18 protein-coding genes are annotated in these 24551 nt (G+C 42.1%); 9 read left to right on the top strand and 9 right to left on the bottom strand.

The genetic code is table 11. From position 1 onward, the window contains the following. Nucleotides 1-144 precede the first annotated feature (144 nt). From FDF36_RS16415 to FDF36_RS16425, 3 genes are read right to left on the bottom strand one after another with little or no spacing between them, the layout of a single operon-like run. A complete protein-coding gene (locus FDF36_RS16415; RefSeq protein WP_220392076.1) occupies nucleotides 145-1242 on the bottom strand; it encodes an endonuclease/exonuclease/phosphatase family protein in 1098 nt (365 codons plus the stop codon). Nucleotides 1243-1245: 3 nt separating this feature from the next. Continuing rightward, the gene (locus FDF36_RS16420; RefSeq protein ID WP_220392077.1) at nucleotides 1246-2145 is read right to left on the bottom strand and encodes a rhomboid family protein; all 900 of its coding nucleotides are present in this window, start codon (nucleotides 2143-2145) and stop codon (nucleotides 1246-1248) included. Continuing rightward, a complete protein-coding gene (locus FDF36_RS16425; protein WP_220392078.1) occupies nucleotides 2126-2800 on the bottom strand; it encodes a rhomboid family intramembrane serine protease in 675 nt (224 codons plus the stop codon). The genes FDF36_RS16420 and FDF36_RS16425 overlap by 20 nt, the downstream gene beginning before the upstream one ends. A 247-nt stretch (nucleotides 2801-3047) precedes the next feature. On the opposite strand from FDF36_RS16425, the gene FDF36_RS16430 reads away from it, so the two are divergent. Together FDF36_RS16430 and argS are read left to right on the top strand one after the other, a co-directional pair. Next, nucleotides 3048-3320: an HU family DNA-binding protein gene (locus tag FDF36_RS16430; protein ID WP_220392079.1), complete on the top strand. Its 273-nt coding sequence runs from the start codon at nucleotides 3048-3050 to the stop codon at nucleotides 3318-3320. Nucleotides 3321-3407: 87 nt separating this feature from the next. Continuing rightward, nucleotides 3408-5201, top strand: a complete 1794-nt coding sequence (argS, locus tag FDF36_RS16435; protein ID WP_220392080.1) for an arginine--tRNA ligase — start codon at nucleotides 3408-3410, stop codon at nucleotides 5199-5201. A 105-nt stretch (nucleotides 5202-5306) separates the two neighbouring features. Here the strand turns inward: argS and FDF36_RS16440 are convergent, their stop codons facing one another. The 6 genes from FDF36_RS16440 to FDF36_RS21340 all read right to left on the bottom strand — a co-directional run bounded on the left by FDF36_RS16440 (nucleotide 5307) and on the right by FDF36_RS21340 (nucleotide 14377). Further along, nucleotides 5307-6284 carry a DUF4842 domain-containing protein gene (locus FDF36_RS16440; protein ID WP_220392081.1) on the bottom strand — a complete coding sequence of 326 codons (978 nt, stop codon included), beginning with the start codon at nucleotides 6282-6284 and terminating at the stop codon, nucleotides 5307-5309. 173 nt (nucleotides 6285-6457) lie between these two features. Beyond that, nucleotides 6458-8803, bottom strand: coding sequence for a type I DNA topoisomerase (gene topA, locus FDF36_RS16445; protein WP_220392082.1), 2346 nt, complete (start codon nucleotides 8801-8803; stop codon nucleotides 6458-6460). Between the two features lie 120 nt (nucleotides 8804-8923). Then, nucleotides 8924-10627: a TonB-dependent receptor gene (locus FDF36_RS16450; RefSeq protein WP_220392083.1), complete on the bottom strand. Its 1704-nt coding sequence runs from the start codon at nucleotides 10625-10627 to the stop codon at nucleotides 8924-8926. Nucleotides 10628-10633: 6 nt separating this feature from the next. After that, complete coding sequence (locus FDF36_RS16455) at nucleotides 10634-13642, bottom strand: tetratricopeptide repeat protein (protein WP_193683328.1); 3009 nt, start codon at nucleotides 13640-13642, stop codon at nucleotides 10634-10636. A gap of 39 nt (nucleotides 13643-13681) precedes the next feature. Further along, the gene (locus FDF36_RS16460) at nucleotides 13682-14203 is read right to left on the bottom strand and encodes an NUDIX domain-containing protein (RefSeq protein ID WP_181999679.1); all 522 of its coding nucleotides are present in this window, start codon (nucleotides 14201-14203) and stop codon (nucleotides 13682-13684) included. 48 nt (nucleotides 14204-14251) lie between these two features. Beyond that, on the bottom strand, nucleotides 14252-14377 hold the full coding sequence (locus tag FDF36_RS21340; protein WP_005791201.1) for a hypothetical protein: 126 nt from the start codon (nucleotides 14375-14377) through the stop codon (nucleotides 14252-14254). Nucleotides 14378-14402: 25 nt separating this feature from the next. On the opposite strand from FDF36_RS21340, the gene FDF36_RS16465 reads away from it, so the two are divergent. The 7 genes from FDF36_RS16465 to FDF36_RS16495 all read left to right on the top strand — a co-directional run bounded on the left by FDF36_RS16465 (nucleotide 14403) and on the right by FDF36_RS16495 (nucleotide 24547). Beyond that, nucleotides 14403-16061 (top strand): 6-bladed beta-propeller, encoded by a 1659-nt coding sequence (locus FDF36_RS16465; protein ID WP_220392084.1) that lies wholly within the window; start codon nucleotides 14403-14405, stop codon nucleotides 16059-16061. Nucleotides 16062-16953: 892 nt separating this feature from the next. Further along, entirely contained in the window at nucleotides 16954-18096 is a 1143-nt protein-coding gene (locus FDF36_RS16470) for a DUF4221 family protein (RefSeq protein ID WP_193683325.1), read from the top strand. A gap of 167 nt (nucleotides 18097-18263) precedes the next feature. After that, a complete protein-coding gene (locus tag FDF36_RS16475) occupies nucleotides 18264-19457 on the top strand; it encodes a 6-bladed beta-propeller (RefSeq protein WP_220392085.1) in 1194 nt (397 codons plus the stop codon). Between the two features lie 482 nt (nucleotides 19458-19939). Further along, a complete protein-coding gene (locus FDF36_RS16480; RefSeq protein WP_005803941.1) occupies nucleotides 19940-20299 on the top strand; it encodes a LytTR family DNA-binding domain-containing protein in 360 nt (119 codons plus the stop codon). Nucleotides 20300-20468: 169 nt separating this feature from the next. Further along, a complete protein-coding gene (locus tag FDF36_RS16485; RefSeq protein ID WP_220392086.1) occupies nucleotides 20469-21779 on the top strand; it encodes a 6-bladed beta-propeller in 1311 nt (436 codons plus the stop codon). A 184-nt stretch (nucleotides 21780-21963) separates the two neighbouring features. Then, nucleotides 21964-23214: a 6-bladed beta-propeller gene (locus FDF36_RS16490; RefSeq protein ID WP_220392087.1), complete on the top strand. Its 1251-nt coding sequence runs from the start codon at nucleotides 21964-21966 to the stop codon at nucleotides 23212-23214. Between the two features lie 217 nt (nucleotides 23215-23431). Further along, nucleotides 23432-24547, top strand: coding sequence for a 6-bladed beta-propeller (locus FDF36_RS16495; RefSeq protein ID WP_220392088.1), 1116 nt, complete (start codon nucleotides 23432-23434; stop codon nucleotides 24545-24547). Nucleotides 24548-24551: the final 4 nt, after the last annotated feature.

A 24551-nucleotide genomic window follows, 5' to 3' on the forward strand; every position in this document is an offset into this window, starting at 1 on the left:
GCGAATGGCGCTTTTTTCTGTCTTTTTGTTACTGAATCGGATTGCTGGGAAACAAAAGCGCATATTCCGCTTGTTGTGTCCCAGAGGCAGTGCTGATGCGTACAGGGCTGTGTGGATGCTGTCGGAACGAGCTGTTTCCTACGATTAATCGGGGAGCGTGATGTAGCACCAGATAGGATAATGGTCCGAGTCTTTGATCGAATTGTCTACCGTACATCCCGATGCTTTCAGATTCTTGCTGATCAGGATATTGTCGATCCGGAAGTAGAATTTATTCTGGTTGTACGAGATACCCAGTCCCCGTCCCGATTCGGTGAATGCGTCATCCAGATCTTGCGAAATAACCCGGTGGGCATACGATATGGGAGAGTCGTTGAAGTCGCCGCAAACGATGACCGAGGGGTAGGGCGAACGGGCTATTTCCTGAGCAATGGCGCGTGCCTGTGCCGAGCGGATAGCCGAAGCTTCAGCCAGTTTATTGACGAGTTGCCGGATACCGCTTTTCACTTTTCCGGCTTTCGGGTCTTTCAGCATGTCTTCGTATACTACTTTATCTTCGCGGGTAAGCTTGTTCGATTCAAGATGATTGTTTATCAGCAAGACGGTGTCTTTTCCTATTTTTATATCATAAACCATGCTGCCGTTGTAGTTGCTCTGATAGTCGAGCATACGGGCGGAAAGAATAGGGAACTTGGAGTAACAGGCTATCTGGCTGCCGGCTCCCGTCTTTCCCACCTGTTTGATGTGACGATGCGGGTAGTCTTTTAAGGCTTGCCTGATCTCCTTATTGTTGAGGTGTATCTTGGCTGTTTCGGAACCCGCATACTCCTGCATGCAGACAATGTCGGCTTTGCTGTTTTTTATATAGTTCAGAATAGGGTTCTGTCCATTCTCTTTCTTCATGTTGCCGAAGGACATGATGTTGTACGAAAGGAGTTTAATGCTGTTCTCCGGTTGTCCGGACGGCCCCATGTTGATGGGCATATACGTCCTGATCTGCGGATAACAAAGCAGGAATCCTAAAAGAGGTACCAACGCGAGACGGTAGCGCACGATAAGCCAAAAGACCAGAAAGCAGAAGTTGATGACGAGAAAGATGGGGAATGTCAGTCCCAGACACGACTGCACCGGGTGTACTTCAGGGTTGATGTACGGACTGTAAGCTGTCAGCAGCAACATTCCGATAAAGAATGCGTTGACGGCCAGGAACAGAAATAGGGCTAATCTGCCTATATGCTTCATACGTTATCTTTTGCTTGCGTCGAACAAGCTCTTTTTTTCTTCCGTAGTCAGGCTCTCGTAACCCGATTTCTTCAGTTTGTCGAGAATGCGGTCTATTTCGTCCGACTGTGCCTTTTTACGGGCATTGTAGTCGTAATCGTCCTGACGGGTCTTGGTTCCGTAATGCACCTTCATTTTGGGCTTCCGTTTCCAGGTCTTGGCACTGAACAGAGCGGCGATTCCGTCGAGCGCTTTGTTAACCCACGAAGTGATGTCCTTTCCTTTCTTCAAGCTGGCCGCAAACCAGAGTCCTGCCAGGGCTCCGCCTAAGTGGGCGATGTGTCCGCCTGCATTGCTTGAGGTGATAAAAAATAAATCGGTCAGCACAACGATCAGGGCCAGATACTTCAGACGCACATTGCCGAAAAAGAGAAGGCGTACGGGATAATTGGGCTCCCGATAGGCTGTTGCCACTACGATGGCCAGTACCGAAGCCGATGCACCTACCATGGTGGAGTAGGCGGTCATTGGACGAAAATACGGGAAAACATTATAAGAGATCATATAAAGCAGCCCGCCGCAGATTCCACCTACAATATAAAGGCCTCTCAGGTGTTTGCCCGAAAAGAAATAGAGGAACAGCGAACCGAACCAGTAAAGCCAGAGCATGTTGAACAGGATGTGCAGGAATCCTGCATGCATAAACATATAAGTAAAGATGGACCATGGCTGCCACACAAACCGTGTGAAGGATGCCGGCAAAGCTAATAATTCAAAGATTCCTGTTGCACTCCGGTTGAACAACTGCAACAGGATACTGATCAGCGTGGTAACAACAAACACTCCGACGTTGATGAATATCAGTTGAATATAGACGTTCCCCCTACGAAACGCTTCTTTCAGGTCAGTTATAATATGTCCCATTGTTTCTGTTCTTTTTTCTCCAGTACATAATCAGGATAAATCCGAATATCATTCCTCCGAGGTGTGCAAAGTGTGCCACGTTATCACCCGGATTGTTGGCAAAGCCTGCGTACAACTCTATCAGGGCATATCCGATAACGAAGAACTTTGCCTTGATGGGGAAGGGCAACGGGAAGATGAACAACTGCTGGTTGGGGAACAACATTCCGAAAGCCAGCAAGATGGCATATACGGATCCCGAAGCTCCCACTGTAGTCATCATGTTCAGGTATTCACTCATGGGGATAATGCCCGTACCGATGTTTACACTGGTGTATTGTGACAGTTCGGTCGCGTACTGTATGTATTGCACCACCTCCTGAAGTAAACCTGCGCCCACGCCGCAGAGGATATAATAGAATAAAAAACGCTTCGGTCCCCATACTTGTTCAAGAATCCGACCGAACATCCATACCGCGAACATGTTGAAAAAGATATGGCTGAATCCTCCGTGCATAAACATATAAGTGAATAACTGTACCGGATTGAAGTTGTCGGCGAGGAAAAAGTGGAGACCCAGATAATCGGATAAGTCAATCCCGTAGCTTTGTGCTACAAGTTGACCGAGGAATAGGAGGACATTGATAATTATCAGGTTTTTTGTTACAGTTGGCATTCTTTTAATTTGTTAATGTAATTAATGTGATAATGTGTGCATTAGCTCCTTGGCACATGATAATGAACGCAAAAATACGAATAAATTCTGTTCTACAGCAGAAAAATAATCTACTATTAGTTCTTTTTCAACAAATTGATGTGTTTTTTTGATGTTTTTATTTGATATGTTGTTTTGTTACTCTATATTTGTGAGGATTTTAAGGATATCTTTTGTGTAACATATATTAATTAATCATTTACGTATTATGAATAAGGCTGAACTTATTAACGCAATGGCAGCAGAATCCGGTTTAAGTAAAGTGGATTCTAAGAAAGCACTCGACGCTTTCTTTTCTTCGGTAACAAAAGCTTTGTCAGCTGGTGACAAAATCTCTTTGGTTGGTTTCGGTACATTCTCTGTAGCTGAAAGAGCCGAAAGAGCTGGTATCAACCCTTCTACTAAGCAAGCGATCACCATTCCCGCAAAGAAAGTTGCTAAATTTAAACCGGGTGCTGAGCTGACAGAAGCTATAAAATAAGCATTTATAGTTGAAAAGAAATTAAGAGAGGAGACACTGACGCGTCTCCTTTTTTTGTATCTTTGCGCGCAGAATAATAACTTGGATATGAAGATAGAAGATAAACTTGTGGCGTCCGTAATCAGCGGACTCAAAGTGCTTTACGGACAGGATGTGCCTGCCGCACAAGTGCAGTTGCAAAAGACAAAGAAAGAGTTTGAAGGACACCTCACCCTTGTGGTATTCCCTTTCCTGAGAATGTCGAAGAAGGGCCCGGAGCAAACCGCACAGGAAATCGGTGAGTATCTGAAAGCCAATGAACCGGCTGTAGCAGCTTTCAATGTGATCAAAGGCTTCCTGAATCTGACCATCGCGTCGGCTACCTGGATCGAGCTCTTGAATGAGATTCATGCCGATGCACAATACGGCATTGTCTCAGCGGATGAAAATGCTCCGCTGGTAATGATTGAATATTCGTCACCCAATACCAATAAACCTCTTCATCTGGGCCATGTGCGCAATAACCTGTTGGGTAATGCACTGGCCAATATCGTCATGGCGAACGGAAATAAGGTAGTCAAAACCAATATCGTCAACGACCGTGGTATCCATATCTGCAAGTCGATGCTGGCATGGCAGAAGTATGGCGATGGTGAAACACCCGAGTCGTCGGGTAAAAAAGGCGACCATCTGGTAGGCGATTATTACGTCGCTTTCGACAAGCACTATAAAGCTGAGGTAGCGGAGTTGATGGAGAAAGGTATGACCAAGGAAGAAGCCGAGGCAGCCTCTCCGCTGATGAATGAAGCGCGTGAGATGTTGGTGAAATGGGAGGCGGGTGATCCTGAAGTGCGCGCACTCTGGCAGATGATGAATAACTGGGTATACGAAGGCTTTGATGAAACCTACCGTAAAATGGGAGTGGGCTTCGATAAAATCTATTATGAATCCAATACATACCTGGAAGGCAAAGAGAAAGTGATGGAAGGTCTTGAAAAGGGTTTCTTTTTTAAGAAAGAAGATGGCTCGGTCTGGGCTGACCTGACGGCGGAAGGATTGGATCATAAACTGCTGCTTCGTGGAGACGGAACCTCGGTATACATGACTCAGGACATTGGTACGGCCAAGTTGCGTTTTGCCGACTATCCTATTAATAAGATGATTTATGTGGTAGGAAACGAACAGAACTATCACTTCCAGGTATTGTCCATCTTGCTTGATAAGCTCGGATTTGAGTGGGGCAAGAGCCTGGTACATTTCTCTTATGGTATGGTGGAACTGCCTGAAGGCAAGATGAAGTCGCGTGAGGGTACGGTGGTAGATGCTGACGACCTGATGGCGGAAATGATTGCGACAGCCAAGGAAACTTCTCAGGAATTGGGCAAGTTGGACGGGCTGACACAGGAAGAGGCAGACGACATTGCACGTATCGTCGGACTGGGAGCACTGAAATACTTTATCCTTAAAGTGGATGCCCGTAAGAACATGACCTTCAACCCGAAGGAATCTATTGACTTTAACGGTAATACAGGTCCTTTTATCCAGTATACTTATGCACGTATCCAGTCCGTTCTGCGTAAAGCAGCCGAAGCAGGCATTGTGATTCCGCAAGTGCTTCCGGCCAATATCGAACTGAGTGAGAAAGAGGAGGGATTGATTCAGATGGTTGCCGACTTTGCCGCAGTAGTGCGTCAGGCCGGTGAAGACTATAGTCCGTCAGGTATCGCCAACTACGTTTACGATTTGGTGAAAGAATACAATCAGTTCTATCATGACTTCAGCATCCTGCGTGAAGAGAATGAAGACGTGAAACTGTTCCGTGTCGCTCTGTCTGCCAATATTGCCAAGGTTGTTCGTTTGGGAATGGGATTGCTGGGCATTGAAGTACCGGACAGAATGTAAGATATTCTTTGAATTGAATAAAAATATAAACTACGGGATTTCTTTAGTCAGAACAATTGCTAAAGGAGTCCCGTAGTCGTTTTTGCCTCATAAGTTCCGAAGAAATTATTGCAGATCCTGATAGTCCCAGATTTTATGTGACTTGCCATCTTCGCTTATGATGCCACCGGAACAATATTTGTAAACGAGTTCCTTTTGGAAGCTGCCGATGGAACTTGCTTTTCCGTTTATCCAGTCACTAAAGCCGGGGTAAGTCTCAAAAAGACTGTTCTTTTCCTGCGGATAACTGAACGTACCGTTACCACTTGCTACGGCAAGGCCGTAAGGCATATTTTCTTTATTTACCATGTCATAAGCTTTGTAGTCGATATCTGAACTGGCAGCGTACATCCGTTTTCCGTCTACTTCGATAAACCAGGCTACCCATGCTGAGGCCTTTTCTTTTTTGGGCATGGCATAGTTTACTATATCGGTTGAAGCCAGTTTGTAACGTATCGGGTCATTGTCATTGACCGTATTGATGAATCCCTGTTTGCTTCCGAATAAATCGGCTCTGACATCATTGCTGATAATGTGTGTTGAGCCGTCGGATAGGATACAACCCAGTTTGATCGTTTTGATACTTCCTAATGCGATCGGCTGGATCTTTATTGTTTGCCAGGTTTCCTCAGGATGCTGATAAGCGTGATTACTGGCGATATTCTGTACATGGATAATCAAGTCATTATAATCATAATCACCGTTTTGCGTATCTTCAAACATGACTGCCTGCCAGGTCTTGGCGTAAGTGGTCTCGGCACCTTCTTTTAGAACATCATAACTAATGTTGATACCATCTCCCGCACGGGTCGAAACTGCCGTATTTTTAGGTATACGGATGGTGATGGGTTCATTGGCTACGGCTATAGTGTCTTCTCCGTAAGTCACAAAGGTCGTATGCCCTTCTTTGATAGGCACGTTGAAATCTTGGGAGGTTTCGCAGTTTGCCACGCGTGTTTCAATAATCTGAGAATAATCTTTCTCATCTTCGATGCAGGAAGCCCACAATGCAATAGAGGCAACTGCTAAAATGACTTTCTTCATAGATTGTTTGTTTTGTTTGTCCGGCAAAGATATGCAATAAAAGTGATAACTTGCTGAATAATAGCCGGAAAAATAAAAAAAAAGCACAAATGATACAGATGCCGCACACTTCTCGGGGAAGTTGGCAGATTCTGTATCATCCGTGCTTTTTAATCGGGAAGCCTTGATTACGGCTATTTTTTCTTGGCATAACGTCCGCGTTTCGGGGCGCTTTCTGCCTTTTCGCTTTGCAGTTTTATGATTTCCAGACAAGTCTGATAATTCAGGTCGACCGGTACTACGTCTTTGGGAATTTTGTAATTACTTCCTTTATAAGTGATATAGGGTCCATATCTGCCATTAAGGATTTCCATTTCTGCATCTTCATCAAACTTCTTGATATGCTTTTTCGCTTCCGCTTCACGTTTAGCCAGAATTAGTTCGACGGCTTCGTCCAGTGTGACTTCCAGCGGATCGTAAGTTTTGGGCAAAGACACGTATTTAGAATTATGATATACATAAGGTCCGAAGCGTCCGGTACCGATCGTTACGGTTTTATCTTCGAATTCTCCGACTTTGCGCGGCAGTTTGAATAAATCCAATGCTTCTTCCAGCGTGATAGTTTCCATAGACTGTCCTTTCTTCATCTGTGCAAAGCGTGGTTTGTCTGTGTCATCGGCCGTGCCGATCTGTACGACCGGACCGAAACGTCCGATTTTCACCGATACAGGCTTTCCGGTTTTAGGTTCCTCCCCCAAAATCCGTTCGCCTACTTTGTGCTCGGTCTTGGTGGCCAGTGTCGTTTCTACTGAAGGATGAAAGTCCTTATAGAAATCTTTCATAATACTTGTCCATTTCTTATCGCCTTCAGCTATTTCGTCGAATTGTTTTTCTACGTTAGCTGTGAAGTTATAATCCAGGATGTTGGGGAAGTATTCGGTCAGGAAGTCATTGACTACGGTGCCGATGTCCGTTGGCAATAGTTTTGATTTTTCTGCTCCGACAATTTCCGTATGTTTGATATCTGTAATCTGATTATCTTTTAAGGTCAGTATATCGAATGAGCGCTCTTCTCCCGGTTTATCTCCCTTCTCCACATATTCGCGTTGCTGGATGGTAGAGATGGTCGGTGCATAGGTTGACGGACGTCCGATTCCCAGTTCCTCTAACTTGCGTACCAGGCTGGCTTCGGTATAGCGTGACGGGCGTTGTGTGAAACGTTCGGTAGCTACGATTCCCTGATGTTCCAGCATTTGCCCTTTCTTCAGCGGTGGAAGCAGGTGGCTTTCGTCTTCTTGCTCGTTATCGTCATCATACGATTCTTTGTATACGCGCAGAAAACCATCGAATTTGATCACTTCTCCGGTAGCGGTAAATTTATCGTTACCATTGCTGATACCAATGGTTGCCGTTGTTTTTTCCAATTCAGCGTCTGCCATTTGTGAGGCTATGGTACGCTTCCAGATCAGGTCGTATAGTTTTCTTTCCTGAGCCGATCCTTCGACGGTCTGGTTTTCCATGTAAGTCGGACGGATAGCTTCGTGCGCTTCCTGAGCTCCTTTAGTCTTCGTGGCGAAATGGCGTGGATGCACATATTGGTCACCCATCATCTGTGCGATGGCAACTTTGCTTCCTTCTGTGGCATATTCAGACAGATTCACCGAGTCGGTACGCATATAAGTGATTAATCCCGATTCATAAAGTTTCTGGGCAACCATCATGGTCTGTGCTACAGTGAATCCGAGTTTGCGGGCTGCTTCCTGTTGCAGGGTAGAAGTCGTGAAGGGAGCCGCCGGACTTTTCTTTACCGGACGGGTTACGATATCTTCAATAGAGAATGTGGCAGCCTTGCATGACTCGAGGAACTTTTGGGCTTCCTTCTTTGTCTTCAGGCGGCGTGCCAGTTCCGCTTTCATTTCTACCAACTTGCCATCGGCATCCGGTACCAGGAAAACGGCAGTGACACGGTATGAGGCTTCGCTTTTGAAAGCCTGTATCTCGCGTTCGCGTTCTACAATCAGTCGTACTGCTACCGATTGTACCCGGCCTGCAGAGAGCGCCGGTTTCACTTTCTTCCACAGCACAGGTGAAAGTTCGAAACCTACGATGCGATCTAAGATGCGGCGGGCCTGCTGAGCATTCACGAGGTTTATGTCAATGTCGCGCGGCTGTTCGATAGCTTTCAGTATGGCTGTTTTGGTGATTTCGTGAAAAACGATACGCTTCGTATTTTCAGGTTTCAGTTTCAGTACCTCGTAAAGGTGCCATGAAATAGCTTCTCCCTCACGGTCCTCATCGGATGCGAGCCATACGGTTTCCGCTTTGCTTGCTTCCTCTTTCAGTTTATCGACCAGCTCTTGTTTCTCTTCCGGTATTTCATATTTGGGTTTGAAATTCTTTTCTATATCGATAGAAAATTCTTTTTTCTTCAGGTCGCGAATATGTCCGTAACTTGAGAGAACTTTAAAATCTTTCCCAAGAAACTTTTCAATCGTTTTTGCTTTTGCTGGAGATTCGACAATGACAAGGTTTTTCTGCATATCTGTGATATTAAAACATATAAATTGCCCGCAAAAGTAGAAAAAAACGTTTTCTTTACCTTATAATATAGAGAGAATCTGATATTTTTTGCAAAAAAAGACCTTTTTTATAAGAATCTTTTAAAACTGGAAGCTTAGTCCTCCTACAAAATTGATTCCCTCAACCGGATAATACAAGTAGTACTGATATTTCTTATTCAGCAAATTGTCAGCCTTTACATATGCCGAGATTCCCTTGAAAATTTTATATGTAGCTCCCAAGCTCAGATTGCTGACGGCAGGAATACTTTTTCCGTAAAATCCAGTATAGCGTTCGGCTCTGCGGGTATATTGGTAGCCTGTGTTTAGCCAAAGTGCGGGTATCGGATGAACTTCTGCATGAATACCGAAATCAAATTCCGGTTTCATCAACAATACCTCATTGTAACTGAGCGCTTTCGAATCGGTTCCTTTGTTGTCCGTATTCCAGTGATAATAGGTTCCTCCTGCCGAGAGGGCGAATAGGTCTTTGTATTCGTAGCTGGCTTTGATGCCTGCGTAAAAGTTATCCGTATTGGTCTGTCCCAAACCAATGTAGTTTGCTCCCCTTTCTCCATCCCAGGCATCTATCGATTGATACAGATCATCTTTCAGATTCTGGTATCCGCCGAAGATGTCGAACCAGAGGCCCGGTGTCGGACTGGCTTTGAATCCTAATCCGGCATTCAGTTGCTCATAAGTGTCTCTGACTTCCTGTCCCGGATTGAGGTATGGATTGTAAGTCTCCAATCGGCGGAAATCATTCAACTGTCTGCCTCCGGTTGCTTTGGCGTATAGTACGTAACTGTCGGAAAACACATATTGAGCTTTTACGTCCGGAGAGACACGTACTGCTTTTCCATTTCCGAAAGAGAGGTCTACGTTGGCTCCGACATGTACTCTCCAACTGTCATCATTCAATTCGTAGTAGGGATTCAGATCAAGCGTTGTACGGCTCTTGAAAATATTCTTTATCCGGTCTTTATTTTCTTTCAGTTCGTTCCCGTAGATCAGATTGTTCATGGCAAATCCGATAGCTACTGTCTGCTCGTCGCTGATTGAACCGCTTACGGTTGCCAAGGTGCGTATCAGCGTTTCGTTTACTCCTCCGAAGAGCTGACATTGTTGGCGTCCGTATAACATCAGGTTGGTTTCCGCCCGGTATTGCAGCGGTAGGGTTTCGTCAGTCGATTTCACTCCGAAGTGCACATCACCGGAAGTAAACTTCTGCTTCTTGAATCCGTAAGGTTCGTAATTGAAATTGCTCAGGCCGAAATTACCGGCTACGTTCAAATCCAGTTTTGCAAATTGGTGAACATAATCTACGTTTGCCCGTGTGCGGTAATAGAAGGCGTTCCATTTTCGGGTATCACCGAAAGGCATATCTAACTTTCCGTCCATTCCGTCCATCTTGAAGTTTACGTTCAGTTTGTCCTGATCCGAGAGCCGGAACAGATAGTTGGCCAAAATATCCAGATTGCCATAGTTACCGTATCCCAGACGGACGTATCCCGGAATGAAGCCCGGTTGTATTTCCTTGCCGGTGTAAGCTCCTATTGTCCCCATCGGAATTGAAGTGGCAGGCGTAGTAAATGTGGCATATTCCACCTCTTTTTTGCTGACAGTAGGCTCTTCTACTTTAGGTAGGACATTTACTTTGGAAGCATCCATTATGTCCGGGTTATATTGCTGCTCTACCACTACGGTGCGGTTTACAGTCGTATCTTTGGGTTGCGTCTGAGCCAGTATCGAAACAGGCAGCGCGGTAAAAGCAATTCCTAAAAGGATATAATTGTTATATTTCATACTCTGTTACTTATTAAGGTTGTTCAGTCTGCTCTCAATCATATTCTCGATATCATCATCAGCATGGTAATTCTGTTGCAGGCTCAGCAAGTACTGACGGGCATCCAGCTTTTTATCCATAGCTACATATACATCCGACAGGAGGATGAACCCGCGTGCCAGCCAGTAGGCATGTGGTGTACTTTGGTCGATGAAGTTCAGTAACTCTTTCTCTGCGGCTGCATAATTCTGCGTGTTGTACAATTCTTGTGCAACCAGGAATTTTGCTTCCGCGCCATACAGGTTGCGTGTATCTTTTGCCAACTCTTTTAAATCTGCCATGGCTGCCTTATCTCCTTTCTGGTTCAGGTAAGCCTTTGCCCGATAATACAAAGCTTCATTCTTGAGTTCAGGACTCAGTTTGGCTTCGGATAGCAAGGCCGTTGCCGCATGGATGGTTTCCGTATCGTCTTTCAGCAAATAAGCTGCACGGAGCATACCCGTTTCAGCCAGCAATCTTCGTTCGGCAGTGGTTGCTTTCTCTTTCAGCATTTTGTAACTTGCCAATGCATCGGCAAACTGCACTTTGTTGAACTGAACTTCCGCACGCATAATCAGTGCTTCTTCCGAGAACGGATTGTCCGGATATTCAAGCAACTTGCCCGAGTGTTCCAGAATCATATCATAATTTTTCTGTTCCTTACCTATCAGGCAGAGATAATAGTGGGCATTCAGTCCGAATGCTCCGTCCGGGAAAGTCTGCAGATACTTTCCGAAGCTTTCTTTAGCCTGCTCCACCCGTCCGCGCATGTAAATCTTCTCAGCTGCCATGTAGGTCAGTGAATCCTGTTCGCTGGCATCGAAGCGGATGTTGCCCGGCATGGCCGAAGCCAGTGCGGCAAATTCGTCGATGCGGTTCATGTCTACATAGATCGACTTCAGGTCGCGCATGGCCAGACGGGCTTCGTCGCTTCCCGGATATTTCTGTACTACCTGTTTATAAGCGTCGATGGCCTGGTTATAATCTTCATTCTGGTAGTAGAGCAAACCGATTTCCGCTGCTGCCTTGCGGCTGACGGGGCTTTCGGGGTATTTGGCCAATAACTCCTTGAAAGAGGTGATGGCCTGTTGGTTATTATCCATCAGGACATAAGAACGTCCTTTTTCGTACAGAGCACTGATGGCATAGGGTGAAGCGGGATATTTACCTGCCAGACGGTTCAGCCAGGTGATTTTACCTGAATAGTCTTTTTGCAGTCCCGATACCAGTGCGAGTTGGTAAAATGAATAATCTCCCGAGGGAGTATTCATTGCTTCTGCCTGTGAATAATAGTGTTTGGCTTCATCGAAGTTACGCACATCCAGGTAGCAGTCACCGATGCGGTTGTAGGCATCGGCCAGTGCCGTTTTATTTTCTCCTTTCTCCAGGCTGATGTATTTTCGGAACCAGTTTTGTGCTTGTACATAATCTTTTTGATGAAATGCGATATAGCCTAAGTTATAATGTGCCAGGGCATACATTTCGTTATTGGTCTGTTGAGTCAGTTGCAGATAATCGGTGAAGTTACGTTTGGCTTCTTCCATCCGGTTCAGCCGATAGTATGCTTCGCCCCTCCAGTAGAGGGCGTCTGCTTTGGTCTGCCGGTTGTATTGTCCGAGCCCGAGTGAGCGGTCGAAGTAGCCGATGGACTGTTCGAATTGCGTATTGGCAAACGCTTGTGTACCCAGTTGGAATAAGATGCGCTGTTTGGCTTCCAGAATACGTTTGCCGGGATGGGCGATACGGTCGATTGACTTCAGTGCCGCTTCATAGCTCCGCGTATTCATATATACCTCTACCAGATAGCTGCTTACCATCTCGGCATATTCGGAGGTGGGGAATTCATTGAGGAATTTTTCAAAGACAGTCACCGATTCTCCGAAAGCCGAATAAGATGTTTCGTGGATACATAACGCATAATTGTAGGCAGCTTGTTCTTTGATTTTCGGATTTGCGTTCGAAGCGGCAGCCTGTTCGAATGCCATGCGTGCTTTGTTCTTTTCAGCCAGATGCAGATAGGCAAGTCCCATGTGCAAGTAAGCATTCTGTGTCAACGCGTCGTTTTCGGTAGTGACTTCTCCAAGTGTTTCGGCAGCTTTAGAGAAAACACCGGTCTGGAAATAAGACAGCCCCAGCATATAGAGTGCATCTCTTCGGGGTGCATTTTCTTTTTCCAGATAATTTCGGAAAGAGGTGACCGCCTTGTGATAATCTCCGAAATGATAATATGCATCTCCCAGAATCCGGTACATTTCACCGGCGTGTTCGTTTTGCGGATAGGCAGACAGGTAATTCTGGGCCACGATCTGAGCCTTGTCATAGTTCTTCTTGATGGCATAGATTTCAGCAATGTAATAGGGTACCAGGGCTTTGTATTTAGCGTTATCCTGTAATGGGAGAAAGCCTTTCAGTGCTTCATCATACCGTTTCTGCGTGTATCGGATGTATGAGATATAGTATGAGCAGTCATTCGCATACTTGGGACTGCTTGCTTTCAGGGTTTCGAACCAGATGGCGGCCTCTTTGACATTGCCGACTTTCAAGTAGCAGGTAGCCAACTGATAGGTCATGTCATCCCGTTCCTCGTTGCCCAGCAAATCAAGGCGGGAAGAGTTGAACAAGGCGAGAGCTTCATCATAGTTGCCCTGATAAAAATAAGCAGAGGCAATCAGTGCATAAATACGGTTTGCGTGAGGAGTATCCGGATAGGTATCCAGATAGCTGCGCAGTTGCGCGATGGCATTACGGTCTTTCAATTCATACGCCGAGCATACCAACATGTATTCAGCCTCTTCTTTCAGGTTCACGTCCGCTTTCTGGCGGACAAATGTGCGCAGGGGAGGCATTGCGGCCGCATAGTTCTTTTGCAGAAACAGCTCTTTCCCTTCTTTATACAGATTTACGGGAGACGTTATTTTCTCGCTGGTTTGTGCCTGCAGGGCGACAGGCACACAACATGCCACGGCACATATCAATCGTGATATCTTTTTTTTCATAATTCAGAGTTTTGACAAAAGTACTTGTTTTTATGTATTTTACCTCTCTTTCAAGAATCTTTTTAACCCTTTTTTGATAGAGCCCAGTCCGAACTCTTCGGGATTAATTTGGCGCAATGGGACGAAAAACGAGTCCGCCACATCATCCATTGCTTCAAAGTGACTTGTATCTTCCACTTGGCAAAGGAAAAACATGTCGAGCGTATGTACAGGAAACCCGGAATAGATATAAATGTTCGGAAGTGAAAACAGGTAGGTTGCCTTTTTCACTTTTAATCCGGTCTCCTCTTCTACTTCCCGGCTTACTCCTTCTTCACCCGTTTCGTTCATGTCGATGAAGCCACCCGGAAGGTCCAGCGTCCCTTTCGCCGGCTCTTTGGCACGGCGGCATACCAGTAACTCGTCTTTTTCGTTTAAGATCAGTGCCACTGTAGCCGATGACGGGTTGAAATAATAAACGAACCCGCAATCGGTACATTGTTTAGACTTCTCGTTGTGAATCTCAAAAGCGGCAGAACCGCATTTCGGACAGTATTTAAATTGATTAAGTGGATGTTCCATCATTCTATTTGTTTTTGTGCAGGCAAAAATAACGAAAAAGAAGCAGTTTCAGGTGATATGTCCGCCAGTATTGTAGGTTTGATAATATAAAGTGTTGATAAAGAATGGGAAATGACTACTGTAATGTCCGCTTCCTTTTTCTTCTTTTCCTTTTTCTTTCTCTACCTTTGCCATTGATTTATTTATTAATATACAAACTATGAAATCACTTCATTCTCTTTTATTTTGCGGAGTACTTCTTTTGCATGCTTCTTGTTCGGGAATAAAAACATCAGATGAGAAATCTTTGGATGATTGTCCCTTGGTAGCGATCTGGAAACAAGCCGGTACTGACAGTATAGTGGTGTTGGACATCGGGTTGATAAAAGATACCATGCAGATACGGCTCAGCCAGTTGGTAGACGACCTGGAGATTATCAAGCTTGAAACCCGGGATACGGCATTAGTCAAGTCCGGATATATGGCGGTTTCTGACCGGTACATGCTTTTGGGAAGTTATTTAATGCCTTGTAAGTTATTTGATAAGAATGGGACTTTCCTGCGTCAGATTGGCGGGATTGGGCAAGGTCCCGGTGAGTATACCAATATTTATGATGCTCAGATTGATGAAGTGAATAATCGGATTTATATGCTTCCGTGGACTTCAAATCAACTATTGGTTTTTGACTTGGATGGAAATTTACTTCCTCCGATACCTTTGCCGGCCAGAGTTCCTAAAGGAGTGTTCCGGGTAGATACGAAAAAGAATCTATTGACTATGGGCATCTTGCCTTTCCAGGATTTAGGAAATAAGTTTGTGCTTTGGCAACAAGATCTCAAAGGAAATGTGTTGCAATCCATCAGTTCGACTCCTTATTATACTTATGATGATTACAGCAATGAAGTGAGCAGCAACCGGAATGCCGGTTCTTTTGACTTTTTCATCTTTAATTGGTCTGCCGTACAAGATTCCTTGTATCACTATGATGCGAAAGAGAATCGTTTGGTTCCTGTTTTTACCGCCAATTTCGGGACTCAGGATATTCCTAAGCATACGTATACGGAGTTTCCCGGACATTATTGGGTCAACATCATAACAGAGGTTGTTAATGGGCAGGGTATGCCTCCAATGAATGTTTTGATAGATAAGCATAGCCTGAAAGGGACCTATTGTACATTGGTGATTGATGAACTTGGGGGTATTCCGGTCGAGTATCCGTACGACTGTTTTCAGGACGGACGTTTTCTGATGAATCTCGATCCGGGAGATTTGATTGATGAATTGGAAAAAGTCCTTGCTAAACCCGAACGTTTTTCTAAAGAAGAATCAGATCGACTTACAAAATTAAAGAATTCGATTTCCGTTGACGATAATAACTATATTCTGGTCGGTAAACTTAAGTCAAAAGGAGAAAGTCTGATACTTTCTGCTAATCCGGTTCAGAAAATAACGGAGCAGGAACAACAACCGGCAAAAGAGGAACCGGTAAAGACTGCCGTTCAGTCCGAAGTAGCATCGGAGGCGGATACAGTGTGGAGTGTATCTCCTTATTCAGCTATACTTCCTGATGCCATTAATTATTTCCGTACTCATAATAAATATAAAGATTGGGATCCGAAAAAGGGCAAGCGCGTCCTTGTGCGTGGCATCGCAGAAAAAGACGGAACAATTACGGGTGTAGGCATCAGTTATGGATGGGATCTCGATCCTCAGAGCGGGGCTATGAAAAATAAGAGCGAGGGAACTTGTGGGCTGAAAGAGTTGGATGAAGAAGCCTTAAGGCTGATCCGGCAGGCTAAACTTTTACCCGGAATGACAGATAAGAAAATACCGGTCAGAAGTAAATTCGTTATTGTAGTCGATTTCCCTCCTAAATGACGAGTTAATTTCATTTTGTCAAATTTACAATTTGTCCGGTAAGCTCTGTCTGTAACCGGATAAATTCGGATGAAGATTCATGCAGCGCAAAAAACGTGCTGCATTTGGCTTCTGCGTTTGTCTATATTGTAGCTGTTTTGCTGATTGGCGGCTGTTTGGATATGATATTCCTTGATCCGTCTGTCTACTTGTCTCCTGTGTTTGCTATTTGCTGTCTTTCTTCTATCGGTGATTTTTTCTTTTCAGTATGCAACCAGCATCTTTCTTCTCGAATTTGGCCACTGATTTATCCTCCGTTTTTAGCAAGTTAACATCCTGTTGGCAAAGAATTAGTTTTCTACCGACAGGAAGTTAACTTACTCCTTTCATGAAGTTAACTTACCATATTCTGTTTATTCATATCCTGCATGCATGATTATGCCATTTCTCTGGATTTATTCGCTTTTGTTGTATATCATTGCTTTTTTTATTCATTTTCATTTCTATTTCTTGCCGATTCTACCAATGTTCGGTTAGCGGGAAACGGTATATTGCAACTATTTGTCATAGAAACACTCTGTTTCCTTACGTTTCTCTATTTCTTTGGTCGAGCTTTGTCGATTGAGTGTGTGACCGTCTCTATGATTTGTTTAATACCCGCCTGATTACTAATGCTAAATTACGATGTGTTCGTATTTTATTGATTCGTAAATAAATATATGTATTATTCTCGCTGAAAAGTTTGCTTTTATTAAATGCAATCCTTATTTTTGGAGAAATAATTTTAAGCCTTATTTTTTGATAAACAAGCAGAAGAATGAAGCGGAATATATGTTTTTACTTGATGCCTTAGGGGATTGATATGTTGCTCATGAACCCAAAGCTTTGTTGCAAAACGACTAAAACGACTAATATGAAACAGAACACCTTTTTTGTTAATGTATGGACCTTGATGCTGATTCTGGGTCTTATTGCTTGTGGAGAGAAAAAAACGCAGGTGAAAACAGAACTTCAGAGAATAGAAGCTTTTGCATTTGATGTTAATGATGATTATTTACAAAGCTATGCCGGTACTTTTTGCTATTCTACTTCAGCCCGGATCGATGGTAAAGAGTGTCTGATTGTTTATAATGGAAAACTCCATTCCATTGACATTCTGAATCTGACTGATCGCCGGCCATTAAAACAAATAGCTCTGGCTAAGGATGGTCCGGATCAGATACTTGCCCCCAAAGGGATCGGCTATTATAAAGATTCGTTTATCATACTGAATACCGGTGGTTTGTATCGGGTTGGTCAGGATGGAAAAGTGGTGTCTAAGAAACTTCTCAACGATTTTCCGCAGATTAAGGAAGAAGGGTATGGAATAGCCGTTCCCGATCTTACTGTTTACTTTAGCGTGTATAGCTTCTTCGGATTTGATGCTGCGAATGGAAGAGTGGCTTTACCCCTCTACTCTTATAAGAAAGATACTACGGGAGAATATCCGAAGAAAGTGCTGATTGTTTCGTGTGACGATTGGAATATACGGGATGAAGTGGAGATACATTGTCCTGATGTGATAAGGAAAGAGGGAGATATGCAATTACTGGGTTGTGTCAACGTGCTTCCCTACGGTGACCGGTTGATTTATAATTTCCCTGCGTCTTTCAAAGTTTATGTTTACGATCTGTCTGCAAAAAAGAGTAAAGAATATGATTTTCCTTCTACCTTTACAGATCCTTTTTTCCATTTACCGGATATGAACGAAGGGGAACCCGGCTTCGGATGTCTGAAAACCGGTTATTATTTCCCATTGTGTTACGATGCCTATCATAATGTGTTCTGGCGTATTCAGCAGGGACCATTAGATGGTCATGGAGTGGGAGGAAAGCCCTTTTCCGTCATGTGTATATCACCTGATTTTTTGAATAGTGCAGAGTATGTGATTCCTGCCGGTGCATCTATCTATCCCGATTTGGCTTTTACAGATTCTTTGATCTTGTTGCCGTATACGGGAGGTGATAAAATCGGTGAAAACAATATGTGCTTTTATGGACTGCAATATAGAGAATAGTAGTTGTGGAAAGGACTGCTTAGAGGCGTTCCCGTTAATTAATTTAATTTCATAGGGTATGAAACTGTTTATTTCGTCATTGTACTTTATGTGGGCTGCTGAATTTGATCTGTAAAATACAGATCCAAGGTTGTGTTATAATAATGACATCTTAAAATGAATTCTGTATGAAAGTTTTGTGTGTAATTTTTATATGTGTTTTGTATTCATGTATGCAGAATGTTGAGCTGGATAATAAGATAAATGTGGGTGCAGCAATGAATGCTTTGGGAAAGATATCGGCACAGACAATATCTTCTAATGTGAGATATGTAGCATTGGAAACAAATGATAGTAGCCTTGTGGGAGAAATGCCGGATATGAGGGTGTTAGAGCATGCCATACTTGTATCTTCCGTAAATCAATGCCTGAAACTTTTTGATCGATCTACCGGTAAATTTATTCGGGATATAGGTCATGTCGGAACAGACCCGCAGGGATATGCTAAAGATGCTTGGGGAAAAGTGAACTATTGGGTTGATTATGACCAAAACATAATATATGTTTTAGGTTGGGGTAATGATTTAATATTGTATGATTTAGCTGGTAATTATAAAGATAGAATTTGTATAGATGATAATGTACGCTATAATTTGCAGCAAAGCTATCTATATATTACTTATGGTAAACTATGGGGACATAATAAACTTTATATTTCCAATCGGACGTCACCCTTATTTTGTATAGACGAAAACTCTAATCACATTATAGATATAGTAGGTTTACCAGTAGATTTACTTCCTATGGATGATTTGCAATCTGTATCGGAACTTTTAGGGGATTATGCATCTTATGGCGGTGATTTGACAATGGCTTCATTTGCCAATGGTGGAAAGTTTTACACAGCCATTAATAGTCCTTCCTTATGGCGGTTTGAGAATGATATTAGATTAAAACAAACATTCAACGATACGATCTATACGCTGTCAGATAGTAAAATTAAACCTTATTTAATTTTCGAACTAGGGGATTGGACTTGGCAATATCAAGATCGGTTGGAAGAAGGTGGATGTGAAAAGAAAATCATGATTGATTATGCTTTGGAAAATGAGAGATGTATTTATTTTCATTTTCATACAGGGTTCTATACTAAAAATAGGCAGGCTTTTTGTGGACTATATTATAAAGCTGATCATAGAGTTGTGTTGATGTGCGGAGATAGACTGTTGGATACAGTTAATAGACAATCTCTCAGAGTTAGGGGAGTAAGTTCTGATGGCTGTTTTATAGCTCTGCTGCAACCTGATGAGTTGTGTGATGAAGTGAAAAAGAAAACGGGTAGTAAAGAAGAAGACAATCCTATAGTGGTAATATTGGAGTAAAAGAACAAATGTTTTGCGTATGAAAGATTTGTTTCTTGCAAACAACAGAAGTATGATCCTGATATAACATTAAAAATGTTGATTAGAGGGATTGTTCGGACTAACTAATGTAATTCTATTATCTCTGTTTTTATTTCTATTTTTATAAAATTCAAAAGAAGGTATAGACTAAATATTGTCTTTTATAGGAGTGGACCATAAGAAGGTTTTTGGAAGAACCGTTGGCATTATATTGGTGGATATAGAGGACAAAAGTAGGTATAATGGTAAAATTGACTTGTATTACAAGCTTGTAACTGTCCGGGTATTTAGGGTTAAAATCGTGCGCTTCATGTTTATTGTGCTTATATACAGTGGTTTATATTGCATTATTCTTCAATGATTTGTCTGGGTAGATAATTTGCGAATTGGTTCAACATGATTTAACTTTGAACCAAGGAGGGAGGTCCCTTTTTGAGTGATGTAATTCAAATCTGTTAGCCATGGATAAAATAGAGTTTAGAGAAGATAAGATAACGTTTTCATATAAGAAATCTTATGGAGAATGTTTGTATCAGGATTTAATTGCTGTGGAATATAGCAAGCCTTACTGTATATTACAAATAGGAGGTAGGAACAGTATTCTGTTTTTAATAAGCCTACGTGTGATTCTGGAAAAATTGCCTGCCGATTTTCTGCTGATAAATAGAGGAATTATAGTAAATAAAGAGCGTATTGTAGATTGTGTACTTCAGGATGGGGCATATCATATAAAGATGGATAATAATAAAATTTATAGGATTAGCACTCGTAAGCTGGCTACAGTTAAGAAATGTTTTATGGTACAAAATGATACTATTTAGGTTTAGGTCATAAAAGATGTATGGGAGAAAAAAACTGCAAAAAAAGATTATATACTACGAAAATGTAGTATATTGTAGCCGTGAAAACATTTGCAGGGAGATTCTCGTCTCTAATATTGGATAGTGGGGACCTTATGCACAAACAATAAATCTTAATTCAATTGTGGCTATGAAACAGATGTCCTTATTGCTAATCGGCGTATTTGTATTATTGGGATGCAGTTCCAATAAGAAGCAAGAGCCTATATCCAAGTCAGGAGTACCTGTCATTAATCTTTCTGAGGATGTATCGACTGTACCTTCACTTCTTTTGAGTGAGGTGGCGGAGAAATTGGAAATTGTTCCTTTGGAAATGACAGATGAATCTGTATTGAGTGACATTACGGAAATGCAAGTAACTGATCATAATATATGGATAGATCATGGACGCGAATTCTACATTTATCGTTTTTCCCGTACGGGAAAATTTCTGAATAAAATAGGTAGCATCGGACAGGGTCCGGGTGAATATACCAATTATTCAACTTTTCTTGTCGATGAAGATAAAAAAGAAGTGTATATTATAGCCAATACTAACGGCGTTTTAGCATACGATTTTGAAGGAAACTTTAAAAGAAAGATTGTTGATATTCAAATGATTTTGCAGTTGTTTGCATCTCCGTATGATCAATATATCTTGAATAATCAAAAATTCTTTGCTACTCAAAATTTCGGATTGTATAGGCCGATAGATAAAGATTCATTGTGGTCATTCGTTTCTTTGGGCGACGACTTTCAAAAAAAGAAATATTTTAAAAATCCGGCACATGTAGGTAAAGAAGAACAGATTATAGCCAACCGTGCCAATATGGATCGGATGGTTAATTATTGGATGGAGTATCTAACCAGTGTGGATACTTACAATGGTCAATTGACCCTCAAATATCCGGATACCGATACTATTTATTGTTATGATGATGCGACAAACCAACTTTTGCCTCAATATGCAATCTTTACAGATGAAGAAAAAGGGGATTATGAAGCGACTCATTTATGGTTTAAAGACAGAAAGGCTTTCGATTATTTTTCGATCAAGTCCTACTATCCGACTAAAGCTTTCATTTATTTGGTGGGTAGTAAAGGAGAGGAGGTATATACCTATTGCTATAATAAAAAAGATGGAAGTGTTAGATTGCAAAAGCGACAAAGTGCAATAACCGAGCGTGATGTGCCCTGGTTCAGCTTTCCTTTGCGCCAAATGAAACGTGATTTTGTGTTAGATAATGATTTAGGTGGAGGTGATTTTACTGTTGACAGCCGTTCTTCCGGTAAATACTGGATAGATATATTAGAACCCGGTGGTGATGAAAACTGGATTGATATCGACCAAATAAAATCATCTACTGTAATAGATGAGTCCAAGAAAAAGGAGCTAATCCGAGTTCTGGAAAGTGTGACTGAGGATAGCAATCCGATTTTGATGATTGCAACTTTAAAATAGAAGAATTATTATTTTGAATCTAAAGTTTTTTTTCTTCGGTTTGGCCGTTTGAGTTGAAGGAATATATTCAAGAGAAGAAAGAAAAGGGAGGAATTGTGAGTGAGCGTTTGGTTATGCTTAGCGATTCACTGGATGAGGAGCAAAATCCGGTTCTTGTAATTGCTAATTTAAAGAATAGGTGGATATGGAATTTTTTATGCGCATGAAATTGATACTGGGTGTTATGATATTGGGCTTCACGGCTTGTAGTAACAAAAAAACAGTGGATCCTAATCCCGTTGTTCGAGATAATATTATTCATTTGTCAACTGCGATAAAGAATGTTCGAGAGGAAATGATGCTTTCGGAGCTGGTGGATAGTGTCAGTTATATTCCTTTGGAAACGAATCCGAATTGTATGTTAGGTAATTATCAGCGTTTGACCTTTTCTCCCCAATACATATTTTACTTAAACTATTGTTTTGATTGGAATGGGCAGTTCTTGTTCCGTATTGGGAGCCAGGGTCAAGGGGCTTGTGAAGATATCTATGCGCATGTGGCCGAAATAGTATATTTGAATAATCATTTCTATGGGAATGCCTCTAAAATAATAGAATATGATGACCGGGGGAAGTGTACGGGGAAAGAGCTAAGCTGGTTTACCCAGAAAACAATGGACACTGCACCGGTTGGACATTTGGTCAATCAGGTCTGCTTTGCTCCGGCAGGAGAAAACCTGATGTTTTATAATTCTCCGGATACGGTTTATTTCATAAATACGGATTACGAGTTTGTAGCCAAACGCAGTATGATGCCGTGGAACAGGAAAGGGATCGCTCCGTCCATGGGGAGTGTGAAGTATACGAGCTACTATAAAGATACGACCTTATTTTATAATTTTTATACGGATACAGTTTTTACTGTTACCCCCACTTCCCTGATACCTCGCTGGGTGGTGGAGTTGGATGAAGAATTACGGTTTCCTACCCAGTATCTATATGAAGATGGATTATTTTCTGATGCTTTTAAATGTTGGGAATCGGGCAACTTGGAAAATGCAAAAATGATTAAAATGCTGGATCACAAATATATAGTATCCGGTGTTTTTGAAACAGAGCATTTTGTTTTTTTATCTGTCTATGAATATATGGCATACTGGGAGCTGCGTAAACTGCCTAAGCCTCCTCTATTAACAGCCATTTACAATAAACGTACGGGTGAGACATTTGCGGTGAAACAGGTTGTAGATGATCTGGGTGGTATGAAGACCTTCTTTCCTTCTTGGGGGGCGTATAATGAAAAGCTTTTAGCTACCATCTGGCCTTATAAGTTGAAAGAATTTATAGAAGAGGAACAGTCTGCCGGACGGACTGTGGCTCCGCAAATACTGAACTTGATGCAGCGCGTGCGAGAAGATGATAATCCGGTTCTTATAATAGCTCATTTGAAAAAATAGCTTTGTCTGTCTATCGAAATATAGAATGTTGGATTGTTGTTTTAAATATAAATAAGTATGAATAAAGTTCGATTGGCCTTGTATTTGGGTATATTGGTGCATCTGATCGGTTGCTCTTCTTCTCATTCAGAGAAGATTGATTTGTTAGCTCAGGTGCCATCTGATTGTCCGATTGTTCGGTTCTATATCACATTAATCATTTAAAGTTACCGATATTATGAAATCACTTTTATTTTTTTGTTTAAGTACATTTCTCTTTTACTCGTGTAGTAAGAAAGAAAATAGTCTTTATCCTGTAATAGACTTAGCCGATGCTATTGAGAATCCGGTGGAGAAATCTGTATATGATATTGCGGAAAGTGTAGAGGTTGTACAATTAGAGACGAATGATTCGTTACTGATTCCATACGTGAGCCAGTTAATAATGACCGATCAGTATTTTATCATAGGATATGGTAAGAAGTGCTCTCTTTTTTCTCATTCCGGAAAATTTGTTTGTGATATAGCTCAGAAAGGAAGTGGTCCGGAGGAATATACGATGTTGATGAATTTGCTTTATATAAACAATCGTGTTTTGATTACAGACTTAAATAATAAAGTTAATGTTTACTCCTTAAATGGGAAGTTTATTGAATCCTATCAGGCACTTCCGGACATGTTTTCTGCCATTTATCCAATGTCGGACAAGAACTTTATAGGTTTTAAAGCTCAGAGTGGAGGAGATGAAAAAGAACGTCTTGTGTTTTATCGACGGGATGAAAAGAGGGGGGCTATTCCATATCAACAAAACTATCAGGCAAAAAAAGTTTGTTTCTTCCCTCATGAAGCTCAATTTTCATCTTTACATGATAAGTTGTACTTTAAGCAGTTGCTTAATGACACTATTTTCTCTGTGGATACGGTAAAGCACTCTCTTTCTCCTGAATATATAATCGACTGGGGAAAGCTGAGATCTAACGATAGATTGCGCTACTCTTTGGAAAATCCGGACGAAGAATTGTTTTTGCACATGCCATATGTTCCTTTGTTCAGTATGACTGCTAATGGATTAGTCTTAGGGGCTATTACAGTAGACATAGATCAGAAGAAGCAATATTACTTAACTGCATTCTATGATAAGGCAAATCATAAGGCGGATCTTTTCGAACTAAAATTATCAAAAAAAGAGATGGATTATTTTGGTGAACCTACAGGTGAGCTTCCTCCTTATCTGGAGGGTGATACTTTTTTCCCGGAGTATATTTCCCAAGATGGCAATTATTTGATTTCTGTCAGAACTCAACCTTTAAAAGAAGAATTGAATCCTGCGTTGATTGTAGTGAAGCTGAAATAATGAA

The organism is Bacteroides fragilis (assembly GCF_019583405.1).
Classification (GTDB): Bacteria; Bacteroidota; Bacteroidia; order Bacteroidales; family Bacteroidaceae; genus Bacteroides; species Bacteroides fragilis_B.

Bases quoted from the DNA above. Each gene is read 5' to 3' on its own strand.
- FDF36_RS16415 (WP_220392076.1), bottom strand. From the start codon at position 1,242: ATGAAGCATATAGGCAGATTAGCCCTATTTCTGTTCCTGGCCGTCAAC.
- FDF36_RS16420 (WP_220392077.1), bottom strand. From the start codon at position 2,145: ATGGGACATATTATAACTGACCTGAAAGAAGCGTTTCGTAGGGGGAAC.
- FDF36_RS16425 (WP_220392078.1), bottom strand. From the start codon at position 2,800: ATGCCAACTGTAACAAAAAACCTGATAATTATCAATGTCCTCCTATTC.
- FDF36_RS16430 (WP_220392079.1), top strand. From the start codon at position 3,048: ATGAATAAGGCTGAACTTATTAACGCAATGGCAGCAGAATCCGGTTTA.
- argS (WP_220392080.1), top strand. From the start codon at position 3,408: ATGAAGATAGAAGATAAACTTGTGGCGTCCGTAATCAGCGGACTCAAA.
- FDF36_RS16440 (WP_220392081.1), bottom strand. From the start codon at position 6,284: ATGAAGAAAGTCATTTTAGCAGTTGCCTCTATTGCATTGTGGGCTTCC.
- topA (WP_220392082.1), bottom strand. From the start codon at position 8,803: ATGCAGAAAAACCTTGTCATTGTCGAATCTCCAGCAAAAGCAAAAACG.
- FDF36_RS16450 (WP_220392083.1), bottom strand. From the start codon at position 10,627: ATGAAATATAACAATTATATCCTTTTAGGAATTGCTTTTACCGCGCTG.
- FDF36_RS16455 (WP_193683328.1), bottom strand. From the start codon at position 13,642: ATGAAAAAAAAGATATCACGATTGATATGTGCCGTGGCATGTTGTGTG.
- FDF36_RS16460 (WP_181999679.1), bottom strand. From the start codon at position 14,203: ATGGAACATCCACTTAATCAATTTAAATACTGTCCGAAATGCGGTTCT.
- FDF36_RS21340 (WP_005791201.1), bottom strand. From the start codon at position 14,377: ATGGCAAAGGTAGAGAAAGAAAAAGGAAAAGAAGAAAAAGGAAGCGGA.
- FDF36_RS16465 (WP_220392084.1), top strand. From the start codon at position 14,403: ATGAAATCACTTCATTCTCTTTTATTTTGCGGAGTACTTCTTTTGCAT.
- FDF36_RS16470 (WP_193683325.1), top strand. From the start codon at position 16,954: ATGAAACAGAACACCTTTTTTGTTAATGTATGGACCTTGATGCTGATT.
- FDF36_RS16475 (WP_220392085.1), top strand. From the start codon at position 18,264: ATGAAAGTTTTGTGTGTAATTTTTATATGTGTTTTGTATTCATGTATG.
- FDF36_RS16480 (WP_005803941.1), top strand. From the start codon at position 19,940: ATGGATAAAATAGAGTTTAGAGAAGATAAGATAACGTTTTCATATAAG.
- FDF36_RS16485 (WP_220392086.1), top strand. From the start codon at position 20,469: ATGAAACAGATGTCCTTATTGCTAATCGGCGTATTTGTATTATTGGGA.
- FDF36_RS16490 (WP_220392087.1), top strand. From the start codon at position 21,964: ATGGAATTTTTTATGCGCATGAAATTGATACTGGGTGTTATGATATTG.
- FDF36_RS16495 (WP_220392088.1), top strand. From the start codon at position 23,432: ATGAAATCACTTTTATTTTTTTGTTTAAGTACATTTCTCTTTTACTCG.